The sequence below is a fragment of the Pseudomonas extremorientalis genome (assembly GCF_024584605.1).
GTDB classification, from domain to species: Bacteria; Pseudomonadota; Gammaproteobacteria; order Pseudomonadales; family Pseudomonadaceae; genus Aquipseudomonas; species Aquipseudomonas extremorientalis.
The window spans coordinates 1763708-1776580 of the sequence record NZ_CP089519.1 but is presented as its reverse complement, the minus strand read 5'-3'; the positions used below and the strand labels follow the sequence as shown (position 1 = coordinate 1776580).

The following is a 12873-nucleotide window of genomic DNA, read 5'->3' as shown; positions in this document are numbered from 1 at the left end:
CGAGCGGGCTTGCCCCGCGTTGGAGTGCGCAGCGCTCCCAATCCAGGCGACGTTTGGGGGCTGCTACGCAGCCCAACGCGGGGCAAGCCCGCTCGCCACAACAAGCCTGTTCATCACAATAAGCCCGTTCACCACATAGGCCGCGCTAGCTGTCGCTTTTCGCGACCTCATCATTGAACTGCAACGCCGCCAACCTTGCATACAACGCATTGCTCGCAATCAACTGCTGATGCGTCCCCACTGCCACCAGCTTGCCCTGGTCCATCACGGCAATGCGGTCGGCGTTCTTCACCGTGGCCAGTCGATGGGCGATCACGAGGGTGGTGCGCCCTTGCATCAGTTGCGGCAGCGCTTGCTGGATCAGGTGTTCACTCTGGGCATCGAGGGCGCTGGTGGCTTCGTCCAGCAGCAGGATCGGTGCGTCCACCAGCAAGGCGCGGGCGATGGCCAGGCGCTGGCGTTGACCGCCGGAGAGGCCCATGCCGCCGTCGCCCAGGTGGGTCTGGTAGCCGTCGGGCATTTGCAGGATGAAATCGTGGGCGTGGGCAATGCGCGCCGCCGCTTCGACCAGTTCCTGGGTGGCCGTCGGGTTGCCATAGCGGATGTTCTCTTCGACGCTGCCAAAGAACAGCGCCGGGCTCTGGGACACCAGGGCGAAGTGGCGGCGCAGGTCCATGGGGTCGAGTTCGGTCAGAGAGTGGCCTTCAATCAGGATTCGGCCTTGCTGGGGGTCGTAGAAGCGCAACAGCAGGTCGAAGATCGTCGATTTGCCCGCACCGGATGGGCCGACCAACGCCAGGGTTTCACCAGGATTGATGGTCAGGTTCAGGCCGTCGATGGCGTAGCTGTCCGGCCGTGAAGGGTAGGAAAAGCGCAGGTCCTGCAGTTCCATGCGCCCGCTGACCCGGGCCGGCAGTTGGACAGTACCGGCGACCGGCGCCTGGATGTCGTTGCTCGACTGCAGCAACTCGCCAATGCGCTCGGCGGCTCCGGCGGCACGTTGCAGTTCGCCCAGCACCTCGCTGAGGGTGCCGACCGCGCTGCCGACGATCAGGCTGTAGAACACAAACGCCGCCAGTTCACCGCCGGAAATGCGCCCGCTGATCACGTCCATGCCGCCGACCCACAACATCACGCCCACGGCACCGAGTACCAGCATGATCACCAGGGTAATCAGCCAGGCCCGCTGGGTGATGCGCTTGCGTGCGGTGGTGAAGGCGTCTTCCACGGTGACGGCGAAGCGCTGTTCGTCCTGCACCTGGTGGTTGTACGCCTGCACGGTCTTGATCTGGCCGAGGGTCTCGGACACATAGCTGCCCACATCGGCGATGCGGTCCTGGCTCTGACGCGACAGACTGCGCACGCGACGGCCGAAGATCAGGATCGGCGCCAGCACCAGCGGCAGCGCCACCACCACGATGCTGGTGAGCTTGGGATTGGTGACAAACAGCAGCACGATACCGCCGATGACCATCAAGGCATTGCGCAGGAACAACGACAGTGAGGAACCGATCACCGATTGCAGCAGCGTGGTATCAGTGGTCAGCCGCGACTGGATTTCCGAACTGCGGTTGTTCTCATAGAAGCCCGGATGCAGGTAGATCAGGTGGTTGAACACCTGCCGGCGGATATCCGCGACCACCCGTTCGCCGATCCACGACACCAGGTAGAACCGCGCAAAGGTGCCGACCGCCAGGCCCAGCACCAGGATCATGAACAGCCCGATGGACTGGTTGAGCAGGTGCGGTGACTGCGTCATGAACCCCTGGTCCACCAGCAGGCGGATGCCCTGCCCCATGGACAAGGTGATACCAGCCGTGACGATCAGCGCCAACAGGGCGCCAAGCGCCTGCCAGCGGTAGGGCGCGATGAAGCGACTGGCCAGGCGAATGGCACGGCGTTGGCGAACAGAGAACATGGAGGGCATCACCGATAAGGAGTCTGTATATGCACATGGGGGGAACTTGGGCGAATAGCAATGAGTCAGGTTAATTATGCCCGCCGATGCTGATCCCTAGAGGCTATCGGTCTAACCCCCGGCTGGAAATATGTATCGGTTTCTGGTGGACTGGGAGTGCGTACCGCTGACCTGGCAGGGAGTTGTAACAGCCTGGTCACGCGCGGGTTTTAGAATAGGTACACAACCTGATGAGGAGACAGGCCATGACCTTGCAGAACAGCAGCGATGCCAAGATTGAAGTGATCCGCCAGCCGCAGCAGTTGCCTTGCTCGTACATCGATGCCCAGGGCCGCGAAGTGCAGATCACCGAAAAGATGATCCAGCAAGCGTGCAGCGAACTGGAACAGCGACTGGTCAAGCCTGCACAGCAAGGCTGAAGCGCCCACGCTCGTTAAAACCCGGCCCTGGTGGCCGGGTTTTTTATCGGGTATCTAAACCGCTACTGCGCCCAACGCGGACACGATGTTGGACAACACCGCCGACTCACCCTGGATGCGCACCTTCAAACCATCGATCTCGCGTCGCTCGGGGTAGTGCTTGCGCAGCAGGTCAAACGCCTTGCGCTGCTCGTCCACCGTTCCTACGAGGCTGCGGCGGAAATCCGCATCATCCCGGCGTGGGTCGTACACGCTGCGGCACAGGGTCGCCAGTGCCCACGCGGGGTCGGTGGAAGCATTCAACTGCACCTCGGCCAACCACGGTGGCGGCAGCAGGTCACTCAAGTGAATGCTCGGTTCCTGGCCCAGGTGCGCGCAGAACGCCTGATAGATCTGCGCCGTGCCGCGCTGCTTGCCGTCCAGGCTGTAGCCGGCGATATGAGGCGTGGCCAATACGCACAGGTCAGCCAGGTCGACGTCCACCTGCGGCTCGCCCTCCCACACATCCAGCACCGCTTGCAGGTCTTCGCGGTCCAGCAGCACCTCGCGCAGGGCGGCATTGTCGACCACCGGGCCACGGCTGGCGTTGATCAGCCAGGTGCCAGGCTTGAGCTGCTCAAGACGCTGGCGGTCGAACAGGTGCCAGGTGGAGCCGTTGCCGGACTTGGTCAGCGGGGTGTGCAGGCTGATCACGTCGCATTGCTCGATGATCTGCGCCAGGCTGACGTAATCGCCGTCTTCGGCGATTTGCCGGGGCGGGTCGCAGACCAGCACGTTCCAGCCCAGGGCCTTGAGTACCTTGACCAGTCGCCCGCCGACTTCACCGGCACCCACTACGCCATAGGTGCGCTGGTTGAGGTCAGCGCCCTCGATCTCGGCCAGGGTCTGCAGGCTGCCCAGCACATAGTCCACCACACCGCGGGCGTTACAGCCGGGGGCGCTGGACCATTGGATGCCGGCCTGCTGGAAGTAGTCGAGGTCCAGGTGATCGGTGCCGATGGTGCAAGTGCCGACAAAGCGCACGTTCGTGCCATCGAGCAAGGCACGGTTGACGTTGGTCACCGAGCGCACCAACAACACGTCGGCCTGCTCGACCGTCGCACGGTCGATGGAACGGCCAGGCACACGGCGAATCTCGCCGAAACCCTGGAAGAAGGCATCGAGCAGCGGAATATTTTCGTCGGCAACAATCAGCATGGCAGGCTCCTTAGGCGGACCCGCAGTGTACAGGGATCGCAGCCCTCGCTTACAAATCGCTAACACAGGTTTTTTCCTGACCGATGCGTCAGCGCGTAGAATCCGCCGTCCTGCGCTTCCTTCGACTGGACACCTGCACGTGAACACTGCCGCCGCCCCCCTTACCCGCCCCGCCCGCATCCGCCGGGAAGTGCGCGGCTTGCTGACGCTCGCCCTGCCGATCATGATCGGCCAACTGGCCACCACGGCGATGAGCTTTGTCGATGCGGTGATGGCCGGACGCGTCAGCCCCCAAGACCTGGCGGCGGTGGGCCTGGGCAACTCGATCTGGATTCCGGTGTACCTCTTGATGACCGGCACACTGCTGGCCACCACGCCCAAAGTTGCCCAGCGCTACGGTGCCGGGCAGTTCAGCGAGATCGGCCCGCTGGTGCGTCAATCACTGTGGCTGGCGCTGGTGGTGGGTATCACGGCAGCGCTGTTGCTGCTCTGCGCCGAGCCTATCCTGCATGCCATGAAGGTCGAACCCGACCTGATCAAACCGTCCATGGGCTACCTGCATGGCATCGCCGCGGGCATGCCGGCCATCGCGTTCTACTACGTATTGCGCTGCTTCAGTGATGGCCTGGGCCGCACCCGGCCCAGCATGGTCATGGGCCTGTGTGGTTTGGCGCTGAACATTCCACTGAACTACATCTTCATCTACGGCCACCTGGGCGTACCGGCCATGGGCGGCGTGGGCTGCGGCTGGGCCACGGCCATTGCGATGTGGGTGATGATGCTCGGCCTGGCCGGCTGGACCCGCTGGGGACCGGCCTACCAGAGCAGCGAACTGTTCAAGCGTTTCGACTGGCCGCAGTGGGCGGTGATCCAGCGCGTGCTCGGGATTGGCTTGCCGATTGGCGTCGCGATCTTTGCCGAATCGAGCATTTTTGCGGTCATCGCCCTGCTGATCGGCAGCCTCGGTGCTACGGTGGTCTCGGGCCATCAGATCGCGCTGAACGTCAGCTCGCTGGTGTTCATGATTCCCTACTCCCTGAGCATGGCCGTGACAGTGCGTGTCGGCCAGGCCCTGGGCCGTGGGGAACCGCGTGAAGCGCGTTTTGCCGCAGGGGTCGGCATGGGCACGGCGCTGGCCTACGCCTGCCTGTCCTGCAGCCTGATGTTGCTGCTTCGCGAACAGATTGCCACGATCTACACCCCGGACCCGATCGTCATCCACCTGGCATCCACGCTGATCGTGTTTTCAGCGCTGTTCCAATTCAGTGATTCGATCCAGGTCACTGCTGCTGGTGCCTTGCGTGGCTACCAGGACACCCGTGTCACCATGGTGCTGACCTTGTTCGCCTACTGGGGGGTGGGCCTGCCGGTGGGTTACGCCCTGGGCCTGACTGACTGGCTCGGCGAACCGAGCGGCCCGAGCGGCTTGTGGCAGGGGCTGATCGTGGGCCTGAGCTGCGCCGCGGGGATGCTGCTGGTGCGTCTGGCGCGCAGTGCACGCCGGCGCATCCGCGCAGAAAAAGCGCAGGGTTAAGCAGACTTCTTGCGGATCCAGTACAGGTACGTACCCGCCTGTTCCTGCTGATCCACCAGTTCGTGGTCCAGGAACACGCAGAACTTGGGGATATCGCGACGCGTGGACGGGTCGGTCGCGATCACCTTGAGCAGGCCGCCGGGCGGCAGGTCGCGGATGTGCTGGTGCAGCATCATCACCGGCTCCGGGCAGTTGAGGCCGGTGGCGTCGAGGGTGGCGTCGACGGGCAAATCGAGGTTCATACATCACTCCTGAAACGGATGCCGCTCCAAAGGTGGGAGCGGGCTTGCCCGCGAAGACACGGGCACATTCAACATTAGTTTCGACTGTTATACCGCTTTCGCGGGCAAGCCCGCTCCCACAGGGGTCCTGTGGTGATTTCAACTGTTCAGCGAGCCTTGGGTTTCTTCGCTGTTTCCAATCGACGCAAATGGCAGGTCACTTCCTCACGGTCGTGGTACAGCTGCTTGCAGCCGATCTCCACGCGAATGCCACGCGCCTTGAAGCCGTCCTCGATGCGCTCCAGCAAACGCTTCACTTCGGCGTAGCGCTGCTTCATCGGCAACTTCAGGTTGACCACCGCCTCGCGGCAATGCCCTTCGCCGATCCAGGTTTCCAGCAGCGCGGCGTTACGCGCCGGCTTCTCGACGATGTCGCAGACCATCCAGTCCACCGGCTGTTTGGGCACGAAGGTGAAGCCGTCGGCCATCAGGTGCTGGACCAGGCCGGTGTCCATCAGGCTTTCGGCCATGGGGCCGTTGTCGATGGCGGTCACCAGCATGCCGCGGTTGACCAGTTGCCAGGTCCAGCCGCCTGGCGCCGCGCCGAGGTCGACACCGGTCATGTCGCCGTGCAGGCGCTCGTCCCACTGGTCGCGGGGGATGAAATGGTGCCAGGCTTCTTCCAGCTTCAGGGTCGAGCGGCTGGGCGCCTCGCGGGGGAACTTGAGGCGCGGGATGCCCATCGGCCACATCGCCGAGTTATTCGACTCGGCCAGGCCCATGAACACTTCGCGGCCGCTCTTGAAGGTCAGTAGCAGGCGCGGTTTGCTCGGGTCGTCCACCAGCTTGCCAGCGTTGAGCAGCGCCTTGCGCAAGTGCACTTCGAATTTCTTGCAGAAGTTCGACAGCTCCTTGCCGTCGTTGGTATCGACCATCTCCAGCCACAGGCTGCCGCACACCGGGAAGTCGTGCAGGTGGGCGAGGATCACGCTGATGCGGTCGGTTTCCGGCAGGTCGATGAATACCCCGCGCGCCCACTGCCTGGGGAAGATCAGCTCGGCAAAGCGCTGGCCGTGCATCAAGCGCTGGGCGCCGTCTTCTTCGGTGCAGACGAATTCGGCGCAGGCGCTGCCGGTCTTGGCCTTGGCGTAGCCGGAAACGTTCAGGCGCGCGGCGTGTTCCGCGATCTCGGAACAGACTTCGCCTTCAAAACCCGGGCGGCAGTGCATAAAAAGGGTGTTCATTGAATCTCCTGGCAACTGGCTTGCGCTATCGCAATACCTGTCATGAAAACCCGCGCATGATAACGGAGTTCGGAACCTTGGACTTAACGATAGAGTCCAGTTATTAGCCTGCTAATGAAAACAGGGCTAAGTTGATAGCTCTGTTCGTCCCGTCGGGTCCGTAGCCGTGCGGACCATAAGGAGTTGTGTCATGTCATCGCTTGATAGCCTGAGAACCCTTAAAACACTGCAAATCGACAACAAGACCTATCACTACTTCAGTTTGCCCGAGGCCGCCAAGAGCCTGGGTGACCTCGACAAGCTGCCGATGTCGCTCAAGGTGCTGCTGGAAAACCTGCTGCGCTGGGAAGACGACAAGACCGTCACCGGCGCCGACCTCAAGGCCATTGCCGCGTGGCTCAAGGAACGTCAGTCCGACCGCGAGATCCAGTACCGCCCGGCCCGGGTATTGATGCAAGACTTCACCGGCGTACCCGCCGTGGTCGACCTGGCCGCCATGCGCGCCGCCGTGGCCAAGGCCGGGGGCGACCCGCAGCGCATCAACCCGCTCTCCCCCGTGGACCTGGTGATCGACCACTCGGTGATGGTCGACAAGTTCGGCAGCACCAGTGCCTTTGAGCAGAACGTCGACATCGAGATGCAGCGCAACGGCGAACGCTACGCCTTCCTGCGCTGGGGCCAGAGCGCCTTCGACAACTTCAGCGTGGTGCCGCCGGGCACCGGCATCTGCCACCAGGTCAACCTCGAATACCTGGGCCGCACGGTGTGGACCAAAGACGAAGACGGCCGCACCTATGCCTTCCCGGACACCCTGGTCGGCACCGACTCCCACACCACCATGATCAACGGCCTTGGCGTACTCGGCTGGGGCGTGGGCGGGATCGAGGCGGAAGCGGCGATGCTCGGCCAACCGGTGTCGATGCTGATCCCGGAAGTGATCGGCTTCAAGCTCACCGGCAAATTGAAGGAAGGCATCACCGCCACCGACCTGGTGCTGACGGTGACCCAGATGCTGCGCAAAAAGGGCGTGGTGGGCAAGTTCGTCGAGTTCTACGGCGACGGCCTGGCCGACCTGCCGTTGGCCGACCGCGCCACCATCGCCAACATGGCCCCGGAATACGGCGCCACCTGCGGCTTTTTCCCGGTGGATGAGGTGACGTTGGACTACCTGCGCCTGTCCGGGCGCCCGGCAGAAACCGTGAAGTTGGTCGAGGCGTACACCAAAGCCCAGGGCCTGTGGCGCAACGCCGGCCAGGAACCGGTGTTCACCGACAGCCTGGCCCTCGACATGGGCAGCGTCGAAGCCAGCCTGGCCGGGCCGAAGCGCCCACAGGACCGCGTAGCCCTGCCGAATGTGGGCCAGGCCTTCAGCGATTTCCTCGACCTGCAATTCAAACCCACTACCAAGGAAGAAGGTCGCCTGGAAAGCGAAGGCGGCGGCGGCGTGGCCGTGGGCAATGCCGACCTGGTGGGCGAAGCCGACTACGAATACGACGGCCAGACCTATCGCCTGAAAAACGGCGCGGTGGTGATCGCCGCGATCACCTCCTGCACCAACACCTCCAACCCTAGCGTGATGATGGCCGCCGGGCTGGTGGCGAAAAAGGCCGTGGAAAAGGGCCTGACCCGCAAGCCCTGGGTGAAAACCTCGCTGGCCCCCGGCTCCAAGGTGGTCACCGACTACTACAAGGCCGCCGGCCTGACCCAGTACCTGGACACGCTCGGCTTCGACCTGGTCGGCTATGGCTGCACCACCTGCATCGGCAACTCCGGACCATTACCGGAGCCGATTGAAAAAGCCATCCAGAAGGCGGACCTCGCGGTGGCATCGGTGCTGTCCGGCAACCGCAACTTCGAGGGCCGTGTGCACCCACTGGTGAAAACCAACTGGTTGGCGTCACCACCACTGGTCGTCGCTTATGCCCTGGCCGGCACCGTGCGCATCGATATCAGCAGCGAACCGCTGGGTAACGACCAGCAAGGCAACCCGGTGTACCTCAAGGACATCTGGCCGAGCAGCAAAGAAATCGCCGACGCCGTGGCGCAGGTCAGCACCGGCATGTTCCACAAGGAATACGCCGAAGTGTTTGCCGGTGACGCGCAATGGCAAGCGATTGAAGTGCCACAGGCCGCCACTTACGTGTGGCAGAAGGACTCCACCTACATCCAGCACCCGCCGTTCTTCGATGATATTGCCGGCCCCCTGCCGGTGATCAAAGACGTCAAGGGCGCCAATGTGCTGGCCCTGTTGGGCGATTCGGTGACCACCGACCACATCTCCCCCGCCGGCAATATCAAGACCGACAGCCCCGCCGGCCGTTACCTGCGCGAACAAGGCGTGGAGCCTCGCGACTTCAACTCCTACGGCTCACGCCGTGGCAACCATGAAGTGATGATGCGCGGCACCTTTGCCAACATCCGTATCCGCAATGAAATGCTCGGCGGTGAGGAAGGCGGCAATACGCTGTACATCCCAACCGGCGAGAAAATGCCGATCTACGACGCCTCGATGAAATACCAGGCGTCGGGCACGCCGCTGGTGGTGATCGCCGGCCAGGAATACGGCACCGGCTCCAGCCGCGACTGGGCGGCCAAGGGCACCAACCTGCTGGGGGTCAAGGCGGTGATCGCCGAAAGTTTCGAGCGTATCCACCGCTCCAACCTGGTGGGCATGGGCGTGTTGCCATTGCAGTTCAAGCTGGACCAGAACCGCAAGTCGCTCAAGCTGACCGGCAAGGAGAAAATCGACATTCTCGGGCTGAGCGATGTGGAGATCGTGCCGCGCATGAACCTGACGCTGGTGATTACGCGGGAGGATGGCAGTACGGAGAAGGTTGAAGTGTTGTGCCGGATCGATACGTTGAATGAAGTGGAGTACTTCAAGTCGGGTGGCATCCTGCACTATGTGCTGCGCCAGTTGATCGCCAGCTAAAGATCAAAGGTGATCAAATGTGGGAGGGGCAAGTCGAACCGTCGCACCGCCCCTCCCACATTTTGACCGCGTTAACGTTTCAAATCAGCCGAACAACCACTTCCACAGCAGCACCAGCACGACTACAGCCAACACCGGCCGCGCAATGCGGTAAGCCTTCGGATGCTTGCGCTTCCACTGCTTGACCACGCCGCTGAACTTGTCGCTGAAGGTCTTGCTCCAGGCATACGCCTGGTTGATCCCACCCACGCGCTCGTCATCCAGGTTCTGCGGCGCAGTCGCGCGGCCCAACTGCTTGCTGACCCAGCGATTGACCCGGGTCATCAGGCGGTTACTCAGCGGTCGCTCGATGTCGCAGAACAGGATCACGCGGGTCTGTTCGGTTTCGTTCTTGACCCAGTGCACGTAGGTTTCGTCGAACATCACGTCTTCACCGTCGCGCCAGGCATAGACCTGGCCGTCGACGAAGATGCGGCAGTCGTCGGAGTTCGGCGTGGAAAGGCCCAGGTGGTAACGCAGGGAACCGGCAAACGGGTCGCGGTGCGGGTTGAGGTGGCTGCCGCCCGGCAACAGCGCGAACATCGCGCCTTTCACATTGGGAATGCTGCTCACCAAGGCCACGGTTCTGGGGCACAGCGCCTCGGCCGATGGCAGCGGTTTGTCGTACCACTTGAGGTAGAAACGCTTCCAGCCCTTCTTGAAAAACGAGCCAAAACCGGCGTCGTTGTTCTTTTCGGCGGCGCGGATGTAGCCCTCGTCGAACAGGTGCATGGCCTCTTCGCGAATCACTTCCCAGTTGTCCTTGAGCACGTCCAGTTCCGGGAACTTGCTGCGATCCAGGTATGGCTTGGACGGCACGGCCGAGAACAGGTACATCAAGGCGTTATACGGGGCGAACAGCGCCGAATGGTTGACGAACTGGCGCAACATCGGCAAACGCGCCTTGCCGCGCAGGTGCACATACAGCGTGCTGCCGATAAACAACGCCAGCACCGACAGCTTGGCGGCCAAAGAAAAGGTCATGCAGCAACTCCTGGAAATAAGCGCCTGGCCAACAGCAGACGTAGCAGCCGGCCATGATAAACAGTTGGGCCAGTATGCAGAAGGCCTAAGGTGTTGGCGCTGACATACATCAAGCCTGGTTTTCCTGCTCGGTAAACAAATCGCTGAACAGCATGCTCGACAGGTAACGCTCACCGGAGTCCGGCAGGATCACCACGATGGTCTTGCCCTGCATTTCCGGCTTCTCGGCCAGGCGCACGGCCACGGCCATCGCCGCGCCGCAGGAGATACCGCACAGAATCCCCTCCTCCTGCATCAGGCGCAGGGCCATGGCCTTGGATTCGTCGTCGGTCACCAGTTCCACACGGTCAACCATCGACAGGTCAAGGTTCTTCGGCACAAACCCGGCGCCGATGCCCTGGATCTTGTGCGGGCTGGGCTTGATCTCTTCACCGGCCAGGGCCTGGGTGATCACCGGGGAGACCATCGGCTCGACCGCCACCGACAGGATCGGCTTGCCCGCGATGTTCTTGATATAGCGCGACACGCCGGTGATGGTGCCACCGGTGCCCACGCCCGCCACCAGCACGTCCACGGCGCCATCGGTGTCATTCCAGATTTCCGGACCGGTGGTTTTCTCGTGGATCGCCGGATTCGCCGGGTTTTCGAACTGAGCCGGCATAAAGTAGGTGGCCGGATCGCTGGCGACGATTTCGCCGGCCTTTTCGATTGCACCCTTCATGCCCTTGGCCGGCTCGGTCAGCACCAATTCAGCGCCGAGGGCCTTGAGTACCTTGCGACGCTCGATGCTCATGGATGCCGGCATGGTCAGCAGCAACTTGTAGCCACGGGCAGCGGCGACAAATGCCAGGCCGATGCCGGTGTTGCCGGAGGTAGGTTCGACGATGGTCATGCCCGGCTTGAGTTTGCCGGTGCTTTCGGCGTCCCAGATCATGTTGGCGCCAATGCGGCACTTCACCGAGTAGCCCGGGTTACGTCCTTCGATCTTGGCCAGGATGGTCACGCCACGCGGTGCGATCCGGTTGATCTGCACCAGGGGCGTATTACCGATGGAGTGCGCGTTGTCTGCAAAGATGCGGCTCATGACGGGTCCTATTGGCGGTATTCAGGAAGGCAACAAGGGTATGCCTCGTGCTGCAAAGCGTCCAGTCGGAGGAACGTTGCGCCCATCGCAAGAGTCCATCCCCTATACGGACAGAGGATCCCTCCCATGAAACGTCGCTACAGCTGGCCACTATGGACCGTTGCCGGAGTACTGGTGGTACTGGTCGCCTTGAGCATTGCCCTGCCCTATCTGGTGCGCAACTACCTGAATGACAAGCTCGCTGAGATGGGGGACTATCGCGGCCACGTCACCGACGTCGACCTGGCCCTGTGGCGTGGCGCCTACAAGATCAACGGTTTGGAGATCATCAAGGTCGACGGCAAGGTGCCAGTACCGTTCGTCAAGGCGCCGCTGATCGACCTGGCAGTGAGCTGGCACTCGTTGTGGTACGACCATGCGGTAGTGGCCAAGGTGCTGTTCATCAACCCTGAGGTGAACTTCGTCGACGGCGGCGCCAACAAGCAGGCCTCCCAGACCGGTAAAGGCACTGACTGGCGCGAGCAGTTGAGCAAGCTGGCGCCCATCACCCTCGATGAAGTGCGCATCGAAGAGGGCAAGATTGCCTTCCACAACTTCAGCTCCAAACCACCGGTCAATCTCAATGCAACGTCAGTCAACGCCAGCTTCTATAACCTGACCAACGTGGTCGACGTCAAGGGCAAGCGCGATGCCCGCTTCGACGGCAAGGCCCTGCTCCAGGGCCAGGCGCCGCTGGAAGCCAGCGCCACTTTCGACCCGCTGAGCAACTTTGAAAACTTCGAATTCCGCTTCCGCGCCAAGGACCTGCAGCTCAAGCGCATGAATGACTTCGCTTCGGCCTATGGCAAGTTCGACTTCAAGGCCGGCACCGGTGATGTGGTGATCGAAGCCCAGGCGGATAACGGCCAGTTGACCGGCTATATCAAGCCGCTGCTGCGCGATGTCGAAGTGTTCGACTGGCAGCAGGACGTGGAAAACAAAGACAAGAACATCTTCCGCTCGATCTGGGAAGCCGTGGTCGGCGCCAGCGAAACCGTGCTGAAAAACCAGCACAAAAACCAGTTTGCCACCCGTGTCGAACTCAGTGGCAGCGTGCACCAGCAGAATGTCAGCGCGTTCTCGGCGTTTTTGGCGATTTTGCGCAATGGGTTTATCCAGGCGTTCAATGCGCGGTATGAACAGCCCAAACCTTCGGCGGATTGAATGTGACCGGTCATTCAGAGACTGAATATTCCCCCTGCGTTCACAGTCGCCGGGGCTGCGCGGTATAGTCCCGGCATTGATGAATGCGAGGAAGCACC

Annotated in this window: 10 protein-coding genes; 4 read left to right on the top strand and 6 right to left on the bottom strand. The window is 62.2% G+C overall.

Annotated elements, in window-relative coordinates; all coding sequences use genetic code 11:
* Positions 1–145 precede the first annotated feature (145 nt).
* On the bottom strand, positions 146–1927 hold the full coding sequence (locus LUU92_RS07915) for an ABC transporter transmembrane domain-containing protein (RefSeq protein ID WP_222541210.1): 1782 nt from the start codon (positions 1925–1927) through the stop codon (positions 146–148).
* Between the two features lie 236 nt (positions 1928–2163).
* Here LUU92_RS07915 and LUU92_RS07910 point away from each other — a divergent pair, with 236 nt between their 5' ends.
* Positions 2164–2337 carry a PA1571 family protein gene (locus LUU92_RS07910; RefSeq protein WP_165447908.1) on the top strand — a complete coding sequence of 58 codons (174 nt, stop codon included), beginning with the start codon at positions 2164–2166 and terminating at the stop codon, positions 2335–2337.
* Between the two features lie 54 nt (positions 2338–2391).
* Here LUU92_RS07910 and pdxB read toward each other — a convergent pair whose 3' ends face one another.
* Positions 2392–3534, bottom strand: coding sequence for a 4-phosphoerythronate dehydrogenase PdxB (pdxB, locus tag LUU92_RS07905; RefSeq protein WP_092247357.1), 1143 nt, complete (start codon positions 3532–3534; stop codon positions 2392–2394).
* 139 nt (positions 3535–3673) lie between these two features.
* Between pdxB and LUU92_RS07900 the strand changes: the two genes are divergently transcribed.
* Positions 3674–5068 carry an MATE family efflux transporter gene (locus LUU92_RS07900; RefSeq protein WP_071489000.1) on the top strand — a complete coding sequence of 465 codons (1395 nt, stop codon included), beginning with the start codon at positions 3674–3676 and terminating at the stop codon, positions 5066–5068.
* Here LUU92_RS07900 and tusA read toward each other — a convergent pair.
* A complete protein-coding gene (gene tusA, locus LUU92_RS07895; RefSeq protein WP_058425075.1) occupies positions 5065–5310 on the bottom strand; it encodes a sulfurtransferase TusA in 246 nt (81 codons plus the stop codon). The genes LUU92_RS07900 and tusA overlap by 4 nt on opposite strands.
* A 146-nt stretch (positions 5311–5456) precedes the next feature.
* Positions 5457–6533 (bottom strand): 23S rRNA (cytidine(2498)-2'-O)-methyltransferase RlmM, encoded by a 1077-nt coding sequence (rlmM, locus tag LUU92_RS07890; RefSeq protein WP_257103383.1) that lies wholly within the window; start codon positions 6531–6533, stop codon positions 5457–5459.
* Positions 6534–6723: 190 nt separating this feature from the next.
* Between rlmM and acnA the strand changes: the two genes are divergently transcribed.
* Entirely contained in the window at positions 6724–9465 is a 2742-nt protein-coding gene (gene acnA / locus LUU92_RS07885) for an aconitate hydratase AcnA (protein ID WP_071488998.1), read from the top strand.
* An 84-nt stretch (positions 9466–9549) separates the two neighbouring features.
* On the opposite strand, the gene LUU92_RS07880 is transcribed toward acnA, so the two are convergent.
* Positions 9550–10488, bottom strand: a complete 939-nt coding sequence (locus tag LUU92_RS07880; protein ID WP_071488997.1) for an aspartyl/asparaginyl beta-hydroxylase domain-containing protein — start codon at positions 10486–10488, stop codon at positions 9550–9552.
* A gap of 109 nt (positions 10489–10597) precedes the next feature.
* Complete coding sequence (gene cysK / locus LUU92_RS07875; protein ID WP_071488996.1) at positions 10598–11572, bottom strand: cysteine synthase A; 975 nt, start codon at positions 11570–11572, stop codon at positions 10598–10600.
* Between the two features lie 126 nt (positions 11573–11698).
* Here cysK and LUU92_RS07870 point away from each other — a divergent pair, with 126 nt between their 5' ends.
* Entirely contained in the window at positions 11699–12775 is a 1077-nt protein-coding gene (locus tag LUU92_RS07870) for a DUF748 domain-containing protein (protein WP_257103382.1), read from the top strand.
* The last annotated feature ends 98 nt before the right edge of the window (positions 12776–12873 follow it).